The organism is Sporosarcina sp. GW1-11 (assembly GCF_033088395.1).
Classification (GTDB): domain Bacteria; phylum Bacillota; class Bacilli; order Bacillales_A; family Planococcaceae; genus Sporosarcina.
This window is the reverse complement of record NZ_JAPMIW010000001.1, coordinates 335,470-354,975: the sequence shown is the minus strand read 5'-3', so window position 1 is coordinate 354,975 and position 19,506 is coordinate 335,470. Positions and strand designations below refer to the sequence as shown.

The 19,506-nt window shown below is 38.3% G+C and carries 15 protein-coding genes and 3 pseudogenes; 16 read left to right on the top strand and 2 right to left on the bottom strand.

The features are described 5' to 3' along the window. Window positions 1–6: 6 nt before the first annotated feature. The 7 genes and pseudogenes from ORD22_RS01745 to ORD22_RS01715 all read left to right on the top strand — a co-directional run bounded on the left by ORD22_RS01745 (window position 7) and on the right by ORD22_RS01715 (window position 6,740). Window positions 7–1,021 (top strand): annotated as a pseudogene (locus tag ORD22_RS01745) (NAD-dependent 4,6-dehydratase LegB). Next, window positions 1,018–2,193: a LegC family aminotransferase gene (locus ORD22_RS01740; protein WP_317644116.1), complete on the top strand. Its 1,176-nt coding sequence runs from the start codon at window positions 1,018–1,020 to the stop codon at window positions 2,191–2,193. Before ORD22_RS01745 ends, ORD22_RS01740 begins: the two are co-directional and overlap by 4 nt. After that, window positions 2,180–3,310, top strand: coding sequence for a UDP-N-acetylglucosamine 2-epimerase (neuC, locus tag ORD22_RS01735; protein ID WP_317644115.1), 1,131 nt, complete (start codon window positions 2,180–2,182; stop codon window positions 3,308–3,310). Before ORD22_RS01740 ends, neuC begins: the two co-directional genes overlap by 14 nt. Then, window positions 3,307–4,386, top strand: a complete 1,080-nt coding sequence (gene neuB / locus ORD22_RS01730; RefSeq protein ID WP_317644114.1) for an N-acetylneuraminate synthase — start codon at window positions 3,307–3,309, stop codon at window positions 4,384–4,386. Before neuC ends, neuB begins: the two co-directional genes overlap by 4 nt. Further along, window positions 4,379–5,002: an acetyltransferase gene (locus tag ORD22_RS01725; RefSeq protein WP_317644113.1), complete on the top strand. Its 624-nt coding sequence runs from the start codon at window positions 4,379–4,381 to the stop codon at window positions 5,000–5,002. The genes neuB and ORD22_RS01725 overlap by 8 nt, the downstream gene beginning before the upstream one ends. Before the next feature lie 3 nt (window positions 5,003–5,005). Further along, window positions 5,006–6,058 (top strand): nucleotidyltransferase family protein, encoded by a 1,053-nt coding sequence (locus ORD22_RS01720; protein WP_317644112.1) that lies wholly within the window; start codon window positions 5,006–5,008, stop codon window positions 6,056–6,058. Continuing rightward, a complete protein-coding gene (locus ORD22_RS01715; protein ID WP_317644111.1) occupies window positions 6,051–6,740 on the top strand; it encodes an acylneuraminate cytidylyltransferase family protein in 690 nt (229 codons plus the stop codon). Before ORD22_RS01720 ends, ORD22_RS01715 begins: the two co-directional genes overlap by 8 nt. A gap of 30 nt (window positions 6,741–6,770) precedes the next feature. Here ORD22_RS01715 and ORD22_RS15185 read toward each other — a convergent pair. Further along, window positions 6,771–7,702 (bottom strand): annotated as a pseudogene (locus ORD22_RS15185) (endonuclease). 301 nt (window positions 7,703–8,003) lie between these two features. Here ORD22_RS15185 and ORD22_RS01705 point away from each other — a divergent pair. From ORD22_RS01705 to ORD22_RS01665, 9 genes are all read left to right on the top strand, one after another. After that, the gene (locus ORD22_RS01705) at window positions 8,004–8,276 is read left to right on the top strand and encodes a flagellin N-terminal helical domain-containing protein (RefSeq protein WP_317644110.1); all 273 of its coding nucleotides are present in this window, start codon (window positions 8,004–8,006) and stop codon (window positions 8,274–8,276) included. 17 nt (window positions 8,277–8,293) lie between these two features. Further along, window positions 8,294–8,683, top strand: coding sequence for a flagellin (locus tag ORD22_RS01700; protein ID WP_317644109.1), 390 nt, complete (start codon window positions 8,294–8,296; stop codon window positions 8,681–8,683). Continuing rightward, entirely contained in the window at window positions 8,673–8,969 is a 297-nt protein-coding gene (locus tag ORD22_RS01695) for a TolB family protein (protein WP_317644108.1), read from the top strand. The genes ORD22_RS01700 and ORD22_RS01695 overlap by 11 nt, the downstream gene beginning before the upstream one ends. Window positions 8,970–9,125: 156 nt before the next feature. Beyond that, the gene (locus ORD22_RS01690; protein ID WP_317644107.1) at window positions 9,126–9,914 is read left to right on the top strand and encodes a flagellin; all 789 of its coding nucleotides are present in this window, start codon (window positions 9,126–9,128) and stop codon (window positions 9,912–9,914) included. A 641-nt stretch (window positions 9,915–10,555) separates the two neighbouring features. Next, window positions 10,556–12,958 (top strand): UvrD-helicase domain-containing protein, encoded by a 2,403-nt coding sequence (locus tag ORD22_RS01685; protein ID WP_317644106.1) that lies wholly within the window; start codon window positions 10,556–10,558, stop codon window positions 12,956–12,958. Beyond that, a complete protein-coding gene (locus tag ORD22_RS01680) occupies window positions 12,912–15,449 on the top strand; it encodes a hypothetical protein (protein ID WP_317644105.1) in 2,538 nt (845 codons plus the stop codon). Before ORD22_RS01685 ends, ORD22_RS01680 begins: the two co-directional genes overlap by 47 nt. Continuing rightward, window positions 15,433–17,100, top strand: a complete 1,668-nt coding sequence (locus ORD22_RS01675; protein WP_317644104.1) for a UvrD-helicase domain-containing protein — start codon at window positions 15,433–15,435, stop codon at window positions 17,098–17,100. Before ORD22_RS01680 ends, ORD22_RS01675 begins: the two co-directional genes overlap by 17 nt. Before the next feature lie 495 nt (window positions 17,101–17,595). Further along, complete coding sequence (locus ORD22_RS01670; protein WP_317644103.1) at window positions 17,596–18,414, top strand: phosphotransferase; 819 nt, start codon at window positions 17,596–17,598, stop codon at window positions 18,412–18,414. A 60-nt stretch (window positions 18,415–18,474) separates the two neighbouring features. Then, window positions 18,475–18,894: a PaaI family thioesterase gene (locus ORD22_RS01665; RefSeq protein WP_317644102.1), complete on the top strand. Its 420-nt coding sequence runs from the start codon at window positions 18,475–18,477 to the stop codon at window positions 18,892–18,894. 192 nt (window positions 18,895–19,086) lie between these two features. Here ORD22_RS01665 and ORD22_RS01660 read toward each other — a convergent pair. Then, window positions 19,087–19,506 (bottom strand): annotated as a pseudogene (locus tag ORD22_RS01660) (dihydrolipoamide dehydrogenase); the annotation flags it as partial.

Sequence of the window (19,506 nt, the reverse complement as noted above, 5' to 3'; positions counted from 1 at the left end):
AAAGATGTGTTGTATGTGAGAAAGGGATTAGTTAATTTCGAAAAAAGTAATAAAAAAATATTAATTACTGGTGCGGATGGTTTCATAGGCTCCCACCTAACAGAACAACTCATTCGTCAAGGTCACGACGTTCGAGCTTTCGTCTATTATAATTCTTTTAACTCATGGGGCTGGCTAGATTCAGCAGCAAAAGAAGTAAAGGATAATTTAGACGTATTTGCAGGAGATATTAGGGATCCGTACGGTGTAAAAGAAGCAATGAAAGGCTGTACGCATGTCTTAAACCTTGCAGCACTCATTGCGATTCCTTATTCTTACCATTCACCCGACACGTATGTAGATACGAATATTAAAGGTACATTGAATATCGTCCAAGCTGCACGTGAATTAGGTGTGGAGAAAGTAGTTCATACGTCAACGAGCGAAGTGTACGGAACAGCGCAATACGTACCAATCGACGAAAATCATCCACTCCAAGGACAGTCACCGTATTCCGCAACAAAAATAGCGGCAGACCAAATGGCATTATCGTTTTATAAATCTTTCGACACACCAGTATCGATTATCAGACCATTCAATACATACGGTCCTCGCCAATCTGCCCGTGCGGTGATCCCAACAATTATTGGGCAAATTGCTTCAGGAAAAACGACTATTAAACTAGGAGCAATCAGTCCAACGCGTGATTTCAACTACGTCAACGATACCGTGAATGGATTTATCTCTGTTATGAATAATGAGAAATCCATTGGAGAAGTTATTAATATTGGATCGAACTATGAAGATCGCAGATATTATGAATGTGAATGTAACAATTGAAACAGATGAACAACGTCTGAGACCAGATAAAAGTGAAGTAGAGCGTCTATGGGCGGATAACCAAAAAGCTAAGAAATTGCTTGGTTGGAAGCCAGAGTATGGTGGCAAAGAAGGCTTTAGAAAAGGACTAGAAGAAACGATAGAATGGTTTACGAATCCAGTTAATTTAGCTTCCTATAAAACGGATGTGTATAACATATGAACGAGCAGTGGGTAAGCTTTGCAAATGAAATTAAGAAAATGTACGGAAAATACTTTGTGCCATTGCATGAACCGACATTTAATGACACGGAAATCGAATATGTAACTGATTGCGTGAAGTCAGGTTGGGTATCATCTGTTGGAAAATATGTTGATCGTTTTGAGAGGGAATTAGCAGAATTTACAGGTGTCAAACGTGCTGTTGCTGTTGTCAATGGAACCGCTGCACTTCAAATTGCAATGAAAATCGCTGGTGTGAAGCCGAATGACGAGGTCTTTATGCCAGCCTTAACCTTTATTGCAACAGCGAATGCGGCATCGTACTTACAAGCGATTCCGCATTTTGTAGATGTGAGTGAAGAAACGCTTGGATTGGATCCAATGAAATTAGAAGAGTATATTAAAGAAATCGGTGTTATGAAAAACGGAAATCTAGTTAATAAGAAGACAGACAGAATAATCCGTGCAGTAGTACCAATGCATACATTTGGGCATCCGGTTGATCTGGATCCTCTAGTAGAACTTTGTCTGCGGTACAATTTAGCACTGGTAGAAGATGCAGCTGAATCATTAGGTTCTTATTATAAAGGCAAGCATACTGGTGGCTTTGGTGTAGCGGCTGCTTTAAGTTTTAATGGCAATAAAATCATGACTACAGGTGGCGGTGGGGCCATTTTGACGAATGATGAAAGGCTCGCAGATTATGCGAAACATATTACGACAACTGCGAAAGTTCCGCATCAGTGGGAATATGTTCATGATGAGATTGGTTATAACTATCGGATGCCGAATTTAAATGCGGCACTTGGTTGTGCACAGTTAACGAAAATTGAAGGTTTTTTAGCGTCTAAAAGAGCACTTGCTATACGTTATGAAAAGTTAGTTGAACAGATAGATGGCACTCGATTATTTATGGAGCCGACTTTTGCAACTAGCAACTATTGGTTACAGACGGTTATTTTAGATTCTGAAGTACATAGACGAGATGATGTATTGGCTTTGTTAAATGATGCGGGAGCGATGGCGCGTCCTATTTGGACACCTTTGAATGAGTTGTCAGAATATAAGATTTGTCCTAAAGATGAGCTAACTGTTACTGAAAAGTTAAAGGAAACAATCATTAACATTCCATCGAATCCATTGAAAGGACATGCATTTTATGACAAAACGTAAAATTTGTATCGTGACTGGTACTCGCGCTGAATACGGCTTGCTTTACTGGCTTATGAAAACTATACAACAAGATGATGAGTTAGAATTACAAGTAGTAGTTACAGGCATGCATCTTTCACCGGAGTTTGGTCTTACTTATAAACAGATTGAGGAAGATGGGTTTAAGATTGATGAGAAAGTAGAGATGCTCTTGTCGTCAGATACAGCTTCGGGAGTTATTAAATCAATGGGATTAGGAATAATTGGTCTTGTTGACGCATTTGAGCGATTAGAGCCAGATTTGCTAATAATACTCGGAGATCGATTTGAAATGTTTGCATCTGCACAAACAGCATTAATTTCCCGTATTCCTATCGCACATATTCATGGTGGGGAATTGACGTACGGTGCATATGATGATGCCATTCGTCATTCTATTACCAAAATGGCTACATGGCATTTCACGAGTACAGAATCACATCGTACTCGTGTTATTCAGCTAGGAGAATCACCGGAAAGAGTTTGGAATGTAGGAGCGCCAGGAATTGAAAATATATTGAAGATATCTTTACTACCTAAAAAGGAACTCTATTCAAAATTAGCGATAAATAATGATAAGCCATTTATCTTAATCACTTACCATCCTGAAACCAATGGACAGACTGACGGTATTTATTCAGTGCTTGCAGCGCTAGAGAATTATTCGGAATTTAATTTGATCTTTACAAAATCAAATGCAGATAATGGCGGAAGGTTAATCAATAATTTGATAGAAAGTTTCACTTTAGAAAATGCCAATGCATATTTATTTGAATCATTAGGTCAAATAAATTATTTAAGTGCTGTTAAACATGCTGAAGTAGTTGTTGGAAACTCTTCTAGTGGTTTAATCGAAGTGCCCTACTTATCGACACCTACTGTAAATTGTGGCGATAGACAAGCAGGAAGAGAAAGTCCAACATCCATCTTTCATGCAAAACTTGAAAAAGATTCAATACAATACCAGATTGAAAAGGCTTTGAACTTTAAAGGAACTCACCAAAAAATATTTGGAGATGGTCAGGTGGCATCTAAAATAGTGGATATCATAAAAGGATTACCCTCGTTTTCAATTAGAAAGGAGTTTTATGATATATGAGAAATCACACATACATCATTGCAGAAGCCGGAGTGAATCACAATGGTTCGCTTGAGCTAGCCAAACAACTTGTCGATGTGGCAAAAGAAGCCGGGGCAGACGCGGTGAAGTTTCAGACGTTTAAAACTGAAAACCTTGTTACTAAATCAGCCAAACAAGCTGCGTATCAAGTTGATAATATTGGAGAGGCTACTTCACAGTTTGATATGTTGAAAAGCTTGGAATTATCGTATGAGCAATTTATTAAGCTGAATGACTACTGTAAAACTAAAAAGATTGAGTTTTTATCGACGCCTTTTGATTTTGAAAGTGTCGATTTTTTACTTGATGATATATGTTTATCAAAAGTTAAAATTCCGTCTGGAGAGCTTACGAACAGTCCTTTTATTCATTATATTGCAACAAAAAGAAAATCGATTATTATTTCTACTGGCATGGCAACGCTTGACGAGATCCATGAAGCACTATCTTTTTTAGCCTATGGACTTGCATTTCCGCAAGAAGCTGTTGATTTGGATGAAGCCGTGAAATTCTATCGTACGGATGAAGCAAAAGATATCTTAAAAAAGTTTGTAACGGTTTTACACTGTACAACGGAATATCCAGCACCATATGAGACAATTAACTTACAAGCGATCAATAAAATGAGTAAAGAATTACAATTACCTACTGGTTTTTCAGATCATTCAGTTGGTATTGCAGTTCCATTAGCTGCGGCTGCGCTCGGAGCAACAGTTATAGAAAAACACTTTACATTGAACCGAGCATTACCTGGTCCAGATCATAAGGCTTCATTAGAACCGAAAGAGTTAAAAGAAATGGTAAGTGGTATTCGTGCTATAGAGCAATCATTAGGAGATGGCATAAAAGTGCCAACTAACATTGAGTGTGAAAATCGAATGGTTGCTAGGAAAAGTATAGTTGCTAAAAAAAGAATTAGTATTGATGAAATTATAACAGAAGCTCATTTAACTATTAAAAGACCAGGTAATGGAATGGAACCTAGTAAGCTTTGGTCAATTGTTGGTAGACGAGCGTCTAAAAGTTACAATCCGGATGAATTAATTGATGAATAAGCCGATAATAATAGTAGGTGATGGTGGCCATGCTTCTGTATTAATAGAGACATTGATTACTTTAAATAAAAAAATATTAGGATATACTGCACCAAAAGAAAGAAAAGAATTATTTCATTTGGTGTATCTTGGAACTGATGATGTGATTGAGAGTTATTGTCCTAATGAAGTAGAGTTAGTGATTGGTCTTGGAACAGTTGGTGTATCAACCTTCCGTAAAGAATTATTTGAAAGTTATAAGAAAAAAGGCTATACGTTTACCAGCGTTATTCATCCAAGTGCAAACTTGTCTCCATCAGTAAAATTAGGAGAAGGTGTACAAATAATGGCTGGAGTTATTATGCAAACGAATGTGAATGTTTTTGATAACGTCATAATTAATACGGGCGTGATCATTGATCATGATTGCAAAGTGAAAAGTCATACACATATCGCTCCAGGCACTACGTTATCAGGTAGCGTTACTGTCGGTCAAGGCTGTCATATTGGAACAGGATCAGCTGTAATACAAGGGATTTCGATAGGTGACGGAACGTTAATTGGGGCAGGTTCAGTCGTCGTGACTACTATAGGTAGCAATAAAAAAGCATATGGAGTACCAGCGAAGGAAGTGTAGTCGATGAATAATTGGAAAAATGTATTAATTCAACCAGAAACAACGATTATTCAAGTGATGAAGTTAATAGATGAAACAAGTATGCAATTTGCGGCAGTCGTGGATGATGAAATGTACTTACTTGGGACTGTCACAGATGGAGATATTCGCCGCGGGATTTTAAGAGGTTTATCCCTTGATAGTTCTATAAAGGAAGTAATGAATGCGACTCCAATTTGTGAATCAGACGGAAAAAGTACTAATTATTATGAGCAACGTTTAAAGAAGGCCAAGCTTAAACAGCTACCTATCGTTTCGGGTGATAAAAAGTTACTTAACATCTTATTTTCAGATAATCTTGAATTTGTAGATAAAAAACAAAATAAAGTAGTATTGATGGCGGGAGGGCTAGGAACTAGACTGCGCCCACTGACAGATACACTACCTAAACCAATGTTAAATGTGGGAAATAAACCTATTTTAGAAACGATTATAGAAGGCTTTAAAAACCATGGATTCACAAACTTTGTGATATCTGTGAATTATAAAAAAGAACTGATTATGGATTATTTTCAAGATGGCACCCACTTAGGTGTGAATATTGAGTATATCGAAGAAACAAAAAGATTGGGAACCGCTGGAGCATTATCTTTACTTGAAAACAAGCCAAACGAACCTTTCTTTGTAATGAATGGAGACCTATTAACTAAGGTGAATTTTGAACAATTGCTTGATTTTCATATAGAAACAGCTTCTTGTGCGACGATGTGTGTAAGGGAACATCAATACCAGATACCTTATGGTGTTATCGAAACGAATAACCACCAACTGTTGTCGATTGTTGAAAAACCTATACATAAAAGTTATGTCAATGCTGGAATCTATGTATTAGACCCAATAATATTAGATACTATTCCAGTCGATAAATTTTATGATATGCCTGAGTTATATAAAGAACTTATGGATAAGCAGAAAATTGTTTCTGCGTTTCCATTGAGAGAATATTGGCTTGATATTGGCCGGATTGCAGATTATGAGAAGGCGAATTGGGATTATAAGGAGGGTATATATGATTAATGATAAAAAGGTCTTAGCTATTATTCCAGCACGTGGGGGATCGAAGGGTGTTCATAGAAAAAATATTAGACATCTTGCGGGAAAGCCATTAATTGCTTGGACGATTGAAGCAGCAAAAGAGTCAAAGTATATAGATCGGTTAATTTTAACTTCTGAAGATCAAGAAATTATTGATATTGCTAAAAACTATGAATGCGAAGTTCCTTTTATACGTCCAAAGGAGTTAGCTTTGGATAAAACGCCTGGAATCGATCCTGTCTTACACGCTCTTGAAAATATTCCAGACTATGATTATGTTGTTCTTCTACAACCTACATCTCCTTTAAGAATTACAGATGATATTGATGCTTGTATAAACATGTTAATGGAAACACAATCGCCAGCTTGCGTTAGTGTAACAGAAGCGGAATCGTCACCTTACTGGATGTATTCGGTAGATGAAGGTGGATTAATGCATCCATTGATTAAACAAGATCAATTTTCAGTAAGGAGACAAGATTTACCGAGAGTATTCTCTTTAAATGGTGCAGTTTATGTTGCGGATATAAATTGGTTACAGAAGAATAAAACATTTTTAACCAAAGAGACAAGTGCTTATATAATGCCGAGAGATAGGTCCTATGATATTGATAACGAGGAGGACTTTTCTTGGTGTGAATGGGTCTTTAATAATAATGGATAAATGTAAAATTAAGTTATTCTTTTTATCGAATTAGTTTATTTGAACTTCGTTTACTAAGCCGACAAAACAATAGTTTACTAATAAGCTAATAGACAACTCAGTCTGCTGACGAACCTTAGCTAATAAATCCCGATAAGGCTCCTGAATAACAATCTGGTATCCCGCTGCCATCGTGTGTTTAATTGAAGCGAGCTGCTCAAATTCTTTGAAAATCGTATGAAGACAAACTGATTTCTTCTCTAAACAAAAAAGCGAATAAAGCTTAACAAGTTTTTCATTGATTTCAGCAGTTGGCTTTCTCAGGTTGATTGTGGATGGCAGGTATACAGTCGTTCTTTTGGCAATAGGTTTTAATGGCAACATAACAGCTGCCTTGCGCTCCATCGCAGGGCTCAGCCATGGAGAAACAAGTTTAAGAAAGTATATGATTTGGAACTGATCATATAGTATCAACCGATTCTGTCCATCTACAGAAAAGCGCAGTTTGAACTTTTTAAACAGCAGTTGGATTAGTTGCTCATTTTCTGATGTAGTAAAACTGTCGGTAGAAAGTATAATTTTATTCATCGTCCCATTGACTATTTTCACATGACCGTCGTCTTGGTACCACCAAGATAATGCTTCCTCATTTAAATAAAATTCCAGGAATTCAAATGGAGTGACTTTTTACCTTCCGGATACCACGTCGTATAAAGACTGGTGATTATTGGATGCGTTCTCGATTGCACTATATATCTTTCCGAGTACTGTTTACTTAGGCGCGGATCCGTGACTTTAGAATAAGTTGGCGGTGATAACGGCAGGAAATCTTGTAAGCGTTCATGACAGTACTGCGCCCAGCCTACATCTTCTGTTCGGTGCATGAATTGAAATCTTGGTTTTCTATTTACTTGTTTCGTCAGGCAGCCGTCTCCGAGTAATTTTCCGCAAATACGTGCATAGAAACTAAATTGTTGATCCATTACAATACACCGCCTTACAAATATTTGTTCTAATTATACCTGACTTGCTAACTATAATCATGTGTGAACTAGATCTTGTAGTTTCGATAACTAGTTGCACTATAAACGTTGCATATTTGTATTTTTCCTATCTTCATTACCCGCTACTTTGATAGCCTCCTAAGAAAACCCTCCTAAGAAAACCCTGATAATAGTAAAATTCCTCCATTTACAACCGATATAATACGTATATCAATCCTATACATCCAAATGCACACTCAGCAATACTGAAATATATGGGACGCGTGGAGGAATACATACTATGATCATCAAAAACGGATCGCTTGGTTTGCAGCGTAATATGAATCAGGCGAATGACCGTCTGGAAAAGTCAATGGCGAAGCTGTCGAGCGGAAAGTGGATTACGTCCGCGGCGGTGGATGCTTCGGGCCTGGCAATTAGCGAGAAGTTGCGGGCACTGCAGCGTGGATCTAGGCGGGCACATCAGAATGGGCAGGATGCGCAGTCGCTTATAATACTTAGTAAGTTAACGTGTATACATATGAGTATCAGTAGAAAAATAAAACAAGACTAGTGAGAGAAGTGACTATTATGCGGATTAATCATAATATACCGGCGCTCAATAATTATCGCAAACAGCAGCAAAATGTTATTAACATTTCTAGTTCTACAGAGAGACTCGGCTCAGGTATGAGAATTAATCAGGCGGTGGATGATTCGGCGGGTCTTGCGATTTCAGAAAAAATGCGCGGCCAAATTAGAGGTCTGGAGAAGGCGAAACAAAATATTGAAGACGGAATCTCGCTGACGTTGACTGCTGATGCGGCGCTCGGCAATAACAATGATCCGATGTTGATTCGTCTGCGGGAGCTGGCTGTACAGGAAGCAAACGATACACTGACTGACAAGGATCGCGAGCTGCTTCNNNATCGACCAGATTGCAAACGGAACGGAATCCAATACGATCCCATTGCTGAATAGGACAAATACTGTAGGCGGCGCAAAGGGTGTTACGGTAATTAATGGATCGGAAAAGCAACTAACTTCAACGACAGACTACGACACACAGCCGAGCTGGAAAGGAAACACGATAGCCTTTACCCGTGATAATAATATCTTTACGATGAAACCGGACGGATCGGGCCAGCAGCAAATCGTGGCTAATGCCAGTCAGCCAGCACTTTCTGAGGATGGGCATATGATAGCCTATGTGCAAGAAAAAACTTATATGTATCAAAGGCAGACGGTTCTGACAGTCAGCAATTGACGACAGACGGTACTCTCTCAATGAACGGCGGGTTTGGCTCCCGCCCTGCGTGGTCTATTGATGGAAAGACGGTGTACTTCCAGACAGACAAGGGATTATATATCTGATGGAATAAGGAAAGAAAGAGTGAATGACCCGCATGCCAATTCTCCTTGATTGACGCCTGACGGAAAAATTCTGGTATATCAGGCGATCGGTGGGATTTATTCTTTTGATTTGGATACGAAATCTCAAGTTTTGTTGAGCGTTGAAAGTTCTGAACCCAGAATTTCTCCTGATAGTAGAATGATTGCCTTTTCCGTAATATCCAGCGAAAGCCAGGATAACGAACTGTTTGTCATGAATTTTGACGGCTCTGGCAAGACAGATATCACGAGCAAAATGGATACTGCCGCGGACCATCAGCATAATATATATCCTTCCTGGTCACCGGATGGGAAATATATCGTATTTCATTCGGATAATGCGAAAGATTCTAGTACGTCAGGAGATATTTGGAGAGTAGAATTAAGCGACACGACCTCTGAAGATTCATCCGCTACTGGCGGTACGATGCTTTTTCTGCAGGTAGGTGCTAACGTAGGCCAAAATATGAAAATTGTGTTGACCGATGCACGCACGACAGCACTCGGTATAGCAGGCATTTCCGTAGTCACGAGAGAACAGGCAGATCAAGCCATTTCTTTGTTGGATCAGGCAATACAGAAGATTTCCAGTGAACGCTCCAAATACGGCAGCTACCAAAACGCTCTGGAACACGTCGGCAATAACGTAGCGAATTACCGCGAGAATATTCTGGCCGCTGCTGAGTCGCGAATACGGGATGCTGATATGTCGAAGGAGATCACTGAGCTGACAGCCCATCAGATTCTTTTGCAATCCTCACAGACCATGACAGTTCAGGAGAATCAGATGACGCAGGGGATATTGGAATTGTTGAAGTAGGATGGGTCTATATCTATGCATGGGTGTACTAACAATAATAGTAAGGAGTACCTGTGTGAGAAACTAACATGATTATTACGATGATCGTGATTGTTTAAACAATTGTGAAAGTTTGGTGCACAAGTACATCAATCAAGTCAGGGAGTCGAATACATCTATGAGTGTATTCTGTAAGAACATGCACCTAAGCAACACATAACTAGTAAACTATTCTGAATAGTCCTTGAGTTGTGTGATGCACAGGTGACCTCACTAACAAATCCCCCAGCCGTCATTCAGCTGGGGGATTATCTATGTCTATGAATCTGTAAATTCTCACTAATAAGTCTAGAACTGAACTCTTTCCATGAATTTATTTATTAAAAACTCGTGTAAAAAACTTGATTTTAAAAAAAATTCAAGTTTTAGGTTTTGCAGAAATTGAAAAATAATTTAATTTTTAATACTAGCTCAAAATAACTGTTGATGAAAAGAGATAACTCATAATTATATGTAACATTTTGTAATATTTTATGATACCATTTAACCAATAATGTTTTTCAGAAGATTCTGGTTGTATATATGAAGCAATGTATGTAAATCAAACTGATTAAAAATGTAATAGTTTGTTGCAAAGGTATGAAGAAAAGGGAGGGGAAGGTATGAAACAATATTATTCGTGCATTATATTTCGCAGTGATATTACAGAAGAAACGATAGAGGAATTACGTAGTCTGATTAAAAACGGGACGAAGTGCTATTTTTTCAGCTATGATCTAACTGACAAAATTGAGGACGATGAATTATTGAATGAAGCTCTGCATGCTCAAATGTTATTTGTGTATGAAACGATGTTTACTGAAAGTCTGCAAAATAATTTCACATTTTTTAATGGAATTATTACTCCGGATATTTTTGAGACTCTGACGGTTCATACCCCTTTATTTAATCATGACCAATTTCTAATTGAGCATGCCCAAATTAATACGAATATCAGTGTGTCTGCAGGTGCAGGGACAGGTAAAACGACAGTGATGATTAACCGGATTCTCTTTCTAAAATATATGATTCCAGAATTAGACCTTTCCCAGGTAGTTCTGATTACATTTACGAATAAAGCAGCTTTACATATGCGGAGTAAACTTGTAGAGAAGTTGAAATCATACTTTCATTTCACTAAAAATCATCAATATTTGCAATGGTTATTGGAATTAAAAAAGATGGAGATTGGCACGATTCATTCATTCGCGCATACGTTGCTGCAGAAGAATGAAGAGAGCGGATATGGTTCAGCAAAATTACCGATATCACAATTTGTATACAGAAGACGTAAGATTATTGAACAGGTACTGGACGAATACCATCAGGAACAACCTAAAATATTCGATCGTTTTAAGTATATTGAGCAATACAAACTGATCCAGATAACAGAAGCAATCATGAATCGATTGAATCATTATTCTATTCCAACTAGCCAAATAGAAAAGTTGGACTTCGGCGGATCCGATGATTCTTCCCATGAAATGTTTAAATACATTGTAACCAAATCAGCGGTAAAATTTTCAGAGTTCAAAGAAAGTAAAGAGGTTTTGGATGTTACCGATTTAATTGTGAATCTGAACTCCCTGATGAAACGCAGGGACCGATTAGTCATCCCGTACCAGTACATATTCATAGATGAATTCCAGGATACGGATGAACAGCAAACAAAATTCCTTTCTTTTTTAGGCAAATCCTATCCTCTCCATATTTTTATAGTAGGAGACGTGAAACAGAGCATCTATAGATTCAGAGGAGCCGATTATACTGCTATTAAGCAAATGGAAAAGGAGCTAGTAATGGATCACAAGTTCAGTCTGCAGATGAACTATCGGTCTGACGGAGCGCTGTTGGATAAGTTCAATCAACTATTTTCTACATGGCCCGATAAGGTGCGCAACTTCCGTTATGAGAAAAAAGATCGGTTATATCCAGGGCGGCAGCAGGAAGAATTGGTGACGGACGAACCATTTGTGAATATTGACGTGAAAAGCATTCATAGGTATCTAGAATTTTTAAAAAGCTGTGAAGGTACAGACACGGCAGTGCTAGTGAGAACAAATCGAGAAGTGAACGAGTTGTCTTTATTGTGTGAGCAGAATAAGATTTTCTATTCCTCTGAAAAAGACGGCGATTTTTACCGGTCGCTTGTAGTTAGGGAATTTTACCAGCTTATCATGCGATTTGTCCATCCTTCCAACTGGAAGAACCGGTATACATTGCATTTTTCTTCGTATGGCGATCGATTATTGACAACGGATGATACGATCGAACACTTCCTTTCAAACAAGAGGAAGGACAGTCTGTTGGCAGATGTCGACAAAAAATTCGTGGCATATGAAGAGAAATTCAGACATCAAAATATTTTTAAAGTACTGAATGAAATCATTCAAGAGATCAATCCAGCACAAATATATATGAAGCGCTTTCTGCAGGAGCGACTGTTGACTGAACGACAGTCAGAAGAGTTAGTACAGCTGGCGGAGTTCGCCCGGCGAGAATATATGTTGAATCTCAATCATCTGATCTATCTTATGAAGAAAGAAATGAAGGATGGTATATCTACATTGAATCAACTGGAAAGCATCTTGCGGATTAAGATGCAGACAGATAAAACAGAAACGTATCAAAGGATTGACGAGTTGGAAGATAAACGATTGAAAATCATGACTGTACACAAATCAAAAGGTCTCGAGTTTGACTATGTAGTGTTACCGAACACTTCCAAACAGATCAATCACTTTATTGCGTTGGAAATTCTTTATGATCAAGGGAAAATTGGATATCAGGCATATGATGAAAAAGGTAAAACCTTTACTAATAATCTGTACGACGAATTAAAAAGAGATGACAGTCAGGAGAATATTGGGGAAGAAGCCCGCCTTCTTTATGTTGCGATGACCAGAGCTAAAAAGAGAGTGTACTATGATGCACCGGAGTTTACCAATAATCATGAAATTAGAAAGTGGGGTGACTTGATTGCGGCTGATCACAGACGAAGAGCAAATTTCCAAACAAGCTTTTAATGTAACAGCATATCAGAACTTAACTAAAAAGCTGAAAGGCACTGATGCACGAATTAATGAACTGCATATTTTTGCGACAAACGCGCTTGCCAGAACCGTAAACAATCAATATAACTTGAGGGCGGTAAGTCTGGATAATGTAAGAGGTAAGTTATTTCCTTCACTGGAAACTCCTTTGACAGATATTTATTTGAAATCAGTATTGAGAAAAGAGATACAGCGGACCGGTTTGAATGAGAAGCTGCTCGATAGATTACCTGAGTTTATTCAAACATGTCGTGTCTTTGCGGAATTTGAACTTACATCCATTACGCCGGGAAGCGATCAATCAGACAAGGTGGAGATTATTCAGCTCGTCAATTTTTTGTTATCGAAAGAAGTATTTACGGAGTATCGGCGGCGTCTAAATCAATTGACGAAAGAAGAAATTTCAAGTCTTCTATGCGGACACACTCAATTGGAGACTATCTATGTGTATGAAATAGAATACTTGAATTATTTCCGCCTAAAATTTTTTCATTGGCTCAGTGAAAAAGGAATCAAAATAGAATTTACTATTCCCTATGATCAGCGCTATCCCCGAACGTTTTCATTTTGGGACAAAGTATATTCGGTAGTGGGGAGACAGAAAATCAGGAGAAGTCAGAAAGAAGAAACGATGCCCTTGAACGGGGACAGAGGAAGTAAGTTTGTTGCTTTCAATGAAAATATTCCTGGCGTATACTATGATGCTGCAAACGTTGAAATTACGGAGTTTTATACTCCTGATGATTTTCAAAAATACTTTAATATGCATTCTGATCAATTCCTTGCGATTGAGTCCGATGAAGTCGAACGGTTGGTTTTTTTCGATAAAAAAGGATTGTATGATGACGAATTTGGTAAATTCATTTATTTCCTGCATCAATGCAAGAGGCAAGACGACGACATAGAGCTAACATATCATATATTTACAGAGCTGCTGACGAGCGGATGGGTACAGACATCATCCGCAACGGGGGAGAAGGCGCTGTCGCTGTTAATTGAACTGCAGGAATACATGCAGGGGACAGAGAATTTTCAATCCATAATTGACAGGTTGCAACTACTTCAGGATTTAGAATTAGTCAGCAAATCACTGGATCGAGAGAATATGAAAGATGTTCATTCGAATCATATGAAACGGTATATGCTGAATCCATTCCGAACTTTTTCGTATATTCATCCGGACAGGCATGATATAACCATCACTCAGCTGGTGGATTTGGCGCATGAGCTAAAGAGGATTTGTCATTACGTATTGCTGATGGAGAATGAAAGTGTGAATGTAAATGAATATATGGAACGCTGGCTTGAAGTACTAAAGAAGGCCGGGGACAATGAAAACAAATCAGCTTGGCGCAAGGTCTTTTCGCACAGATTTCCCGCAGAGTGGAATTTCGGAATGCAGGAACTGTTCGACATAATCTTTTTATCGGCAAATCAACAACACGGCAGTCAGAACAATATACCCTCTGAAGGCTTGCTCCTGGATTATATTCTCAATGATCAAGTGCTTAAGCCACTGCATCTGACCAATCTTACGTTTACTAATTTCCCTGTCAGTCACCATACCGATTTATCTATTTTTTTTACTTATACGGAGTTAAAAGAGATAGTGAAAATCAATTTTCCTGAAGATGCTCATATGCAGTCGACACTGTTTCATTCGCTGTGGATTGATTATGAAGTGAAAAAACAATTTGAGACGCTTGGTGTATACCGTATTTATAGTCTGCTGAACGGTTTTACAGGGAAAATTATATTCAGCTGGATTAAAGACTTGCATACAGACGGTATTAAGAACGTCTATCTTGATATTTTAGCTGATCTTTATCAGGGCGGTATAATATCGGTGTATCAACATGATGAAGAGTCAGTAGTACCAGCAGAGTCTTTTATGACGGCTAACGATGAGGAGAAGAGTTCCATTTCAAGGAACTTAAAAGGGAAGATACCGGACCTGTTTTGGCTGGATCATGATTTTTGTTCGAAGAAATTTTATTTGACGTGCATCGTGGAGAGACATCCCGTTTATCACTCGGATTTCCATCAGCAATTTGTATTCAGCAAGATTGGCAAGTTATTCTCACAATTGATGCATGAGCGTGAAGAGTTTAGAGAATTGATTTATCCGCTGTTTCCGCATTGGACGTACACCAAAAAAGAAAATTTAATCGACATGGAATATAAGGTGACATTAAGGAATTATAAACATTTTGAAAATATTTCTTACCCTAAAGAAATGAAAAGCATTCAAATATTGAGAAGTGTATACAGAGAAAACCGCCGCACGAAAGCTAGAAATCAATTTAGAAGTAACAACAATTCAAATGAAAATGAACTGATCAAGCAATTCCAATCCAATACTGGCATGTATGATGTGAAAGCAGAACCAGGCAATCATTGTAAAATGTGTCCTCATCTTGCCAGCTGTAACGAAGGGATGTATTCCATTGAAAGCATTACGTAATGACCGAAGAGAGAGGCTGGAGAACTTCGGCAGTGTTTTCTCTAAGAAGTGGAAGAATTATTTTGATTTAGAAGGGCTGATCCCGGGCATTGAGCCGACAAATGAGCAGGCACATGTTGTACAGTCCAGTGAAAAGCAGCTAATTATCAGAGGATCTGCTGGCAGTGGGAAGAGCCTTATGCTGGCATACCGCCTGATAAAAATTATGGAGCAGGCAGACAGCGGGAAAAGAATTCTTTACGTGACATTTAATCAAGTGTTGATAGACGATACAATCAAAAGGTTAAATCAGTCAGAGAAATATAAAGAGCTATCAAAAAAGCATTCAGTGGAGATTGTGACATACCATAATTTAGTTCAAGACATTTTAACAAAATCTTGTGGATTCTCTGAAATGAAGCGGTTATACGTAACCCAGGCATCTATTGAAAAACATGAAGATGATATCATCGGTAAAATTGAAATTGTACTACATCATTTCAGAAACTCGAAGGAATATCATACGCTCGAAAAATTATTTAAAACACATACAGCCAGGTTTCTGCAAGAAGAATTCTTTTGGATGAAAGCAAACGGCTTAATAACTGAAGAAAAGTATTTAGAGAATGAGAGGACAGGAAGGGGGATTAATCCGAGTGTCCGGATGAAGCAGCGGTCTACCATTTTTCATTTATTTCAAAAATATAATGAATTTATGAAGAATAATTATAGCGAAATTCGGCTGGATATGGAAGATTACGCTTTATACTTGTTGAATGAGATGGCTATTCGTCCTAACGTAGCGTTTCGATATGATCATATTTTGGTGGATGAGTTTCAGGACTTGCAGCCGATGCAGATTAAAAGTCTTGTATTATTAGCGAAAAGCACGATCACATTAGTGGGCGATGACAAGCAGCGGATTTATAAGAGAAGCCCTCTTCCATATAAAGAGCTGCAACTAAAATTGAATCCCCGGACGAATCACAGACTGACGAAAAATTTCAGGTCGACCAAGCAGATTATGGATTTTGCAGGATCGTTGAAGTTTCTGGATACCGAAAATGTCCGAGATGATGATCAGGATTTTTTCCGTGAAGGAATCAAACCACAAATTATTCATTTTTCTTCAATGGAACGCTTGGCAACAAAAATGATTGCTGAAATAAAAAACATTCATCAAAAAAAACCACACAAAACAATCGCTGTTATTCATAGATATACTGAAAACGAACTACGACAGGAAGAAAATATACGTTTTCGACTAAATCGTGAATTTGATGTAGTGGATATAAAAAAGTACGGAAGAAAGTATAATTACAATAGTGTCAAAAAGCCGATTTTCTTTACAACGCCTTATGAGATAAAAGGGCTGGAATTTGATTATGTGTTCATCATGCATTTTGACAAAGAACATTATCCCTTAAAATTAAAGGTTGAAGAATTGAATGAAAAGTATAACGGTCGGCAAATTGGCGATTTACATTATGATAAAGATTATGATTTAATTGAGAATGAGGAAAAAAAGTTACTGTACGTTGCTTGTTCGCGGGCAAAAGATGAATTGCATATATATTATGTGGCTTTAAAAACAAGGGGAATATCTCCGTTCATACGAGGTATTGATACTGTTTTATATGACTGCAATTTTAAAAAAACACCATACAAATAAAGTGTTTTGAAGATATGCATTAAAGATTAATGATAATTTAAATCGGCTATTTGTGAAGTGGACCTATGTGAAAAACTAATGTGTTCGATATTCACCTCTAATCAACAGAAGGACAACAATTGATTACAGCAAGATTGCTGTGTCCATTGTTGTCCTTTTTCAGAAAACGAATATGTACAAGACACAATATAGACGCTGCTCAGAATAGTTCTCGAGTTATGTGATGCATAGGTGAACTCAATTCAATCGAAGGATTCCTGATAATTCAATATCATTTGCAGTAACCTTCGAAATGAGTCAAATTTTAAAAAATGAAATTAAAGAACATTGATGTATGATACCATTCTATTCAATTGGGACCATTTTTTGTTCAACTACTATCAATTTTTTTATCTCAAGGATAAAATGGATTTTAGATTTCATTTTGCTATCATAATGTATTTATTGTTAATCGTTTTGAAAATGTGAAATAGTACAAAACGAGGGGGCAAAAAAGTGTTTCTAATCGAAGAACTAACATACATCAAAAGACTAGGCGGTCTCACCAACCTAAACTTCCTCGTTGCACATAAAGGGAGAAAATACGTCTTACGTTTCCCAGCGCATGAGTTTGAAGATATTATTAATCGCCAGCATGAAAAAGAAAACCAGCAAATTGCGGCTGAAATTGGGGTGACGGTCGGCAATGTGGTGTTTACGGATGATGGGATTAAAATGACACCGTATTACGACGCGACGGCTCATTTAACGCGAGATCTAATTGTGACGCCGGAGTATTTGGAGAAGGTAGCAGATGTGTTGTCAACGCTTCATTCATCAAAAAGGGAATTTACGAATCGTTTTATGTATTGGGAAGAGGTTGAGAAGTATAAAAGTGCGTTAACTGAAATACCTTCGATCTATGTGTTGTTGGAGGAGCGGATGAGGAAGTTGATGCAAGGGGAGCGGCAGGACTATGTGTCGTGTCATATGGATTCGGTGACGTCTAATTTTATTCAGAATGATGCAAAGCAGTTACTGTTGATCGACTGGGAGTATAGTGCGAATTATTTGCCGGAGTGGGATTTGGCGGCGTTTATTTTGGAGCGTGAGTTAAATGAGGAGCAAGAGCAACTGTTACTCGGTTATTACGGTTTGCTGGCTTCTTCGAAAAAGTCGCTTGATCTACAAAAGTTGAAGTTAGACTTTCTTTGGTCGTTATGGTCGCTCGTTAAAGAAAAGGAAGATCCTTCGTATGAAAAGTATACATCAATGCGGACGGAGCGCCTGATCGAGAATTTAGAGCAGTATTATCGTTTGTATGGACATGAGTAATGGGATTTTTAGTGATAGGATGACAGTGTGATAGAATAAAGCAAAGGAGTGAATGCGTTTATGGAACAGTCGAAAACAGTGGATTTGATGGAGGTAGTAAAGGGGGAAGCGACACCGCCGAATTGTGATTTGACATTGCAGATTGAAGTACTGTCAGCAGAGGATGGATTGGCTCGAGGTGTCTGGACAGTGGATGAAAAGTTTATTAACGGAAACGGAGTGTCGATGGGTGGTTTTTTAACATCCGCGGCAGATATTATGATGGCTTATGCGATTGCTTCAAAAATAACCGAAGATCAGACATTTGCTTCTGTTGATATACATACGACGTTTCATCGGCCTGTATTTGCAGGGACTGTGGAAGTGGAAGCGCGTGTAGAAAGGCTCGGACGCAAGATGGCTTACGTAGTGTCTAGTCTTTTTCAAAAGGATAAGAAAGTCGGAGATGTCGTTTCTTCTGTAATGATTTTGACTAAGTAAGTTGAACCAGTGTGGGCGAAGAGACGTCAACGGTGCTCACGGGGTGCTGATTGTTATGTACAGATTATTGGAGCATTTTTTCAGCTTTGTAAAAGCAGTTCTAGAAATCTTTTCCGGTAAAACGGGAAAGGTTTTTATTAGTGAATTGAATGAAATAAGTACATGAAAAAACCCGGTTTACGTTAACCGGGTTTAGGAATTACTTCTTTGTGGTGCCATATGAATTGCTAGTCCAGTCAAGCCTTCAACAGCTTCTAATAGCGCTTCATTACTACTTGGGTGTGCATAGTTCGGGAAGGTGAAATCTTCTGCACGTGCGACCATTTCCATACTGATTGCCATCGTGCTTGAGAGTTCGATGGCGCCTGCACCGATCATATGGATGCCGAGTATTAGGTCGCTGCCTTCTTCGGCTATGACTTTCACAAAGCCGTCTTTCTTCCCTAAAATAGATGCATATCCGTTGCTTGCCAGCGGGAATTGACTCGTTTTGATGGAGTAATTCTGATCCGTGGCTTCCGTTTCTGTCAGCCCGACAGAAGCGATGGGGGGCAGTGTGTGCACAATGACCGGGGATAAAGTGAAATCTGCTTCTGTCGGCACACCTGCGAT

Excerpts from the sequence above, each read along its gene's own strand:
- ORD22_RS01725 (WP_317644113.1), top strand. The coding sequence starts at position 4,379 with ATGAATAAGCCGATAATAATAGTAGGTGATGGTGGCCATGCTTCTGTA.
- ORD22_RS01685 (WP_317644106.1), top strand. The coding sequence starts at position 10,556 with ATGAAACAATATTATTCGTGCATTATATTTCGCAGTGATATTACAGAA.
- ORD22_RS01715 (WP_317644111.1), top strand. The coding sequence starts at position 6,051 with ATGATTAATGATAAAAAGGTCTTAGCTATTATTCCAGCACGTGGGGGA.
- ORD22_RS01705 (WP_317644110.1), top strand. The coding sequence starts at position 8,004 with ATGATCATCAAAAACGGATCGCTTGGTTTGCAGCGTAATATGAATCAG.
- ORD22_RS01665 (WP_317644102.1), top strand. The coding sequence starts at position 18,475 with ATGGAACAGTCGAAAACAGTGGATTTGATGGAGGTAGTAAAGGGGGAA.
- neuB (WP_317644114.1), top strand. The coding sequence starts at position 3,307 with ATGAGAAATCACACATACATCATTGCAGAAGCCGGAGTGAATCACAAT.
- ORD22_RS01740 (WP_317644116.1), top strand. The coding sequence starts at position 1,018 with ATGAACGAGCAGTGGGTAAGCTTTGCAAATGAAATTAAGAAAATGTAC.
- neuC (WP_317644115.1), top strand. The coding sequence starts at position 2,180 with ATGACAAAACGTAAAATTTGTATCGTGACTGGTACTCGCGCTGAATAC.
- ORD22_RS01720 (WP_317644112.1), top strand. The coding sequence starts at position 5,006 with ATGAATAATTGGAAAAATGTATTAATTCAACCAGAAACAACGATTATT.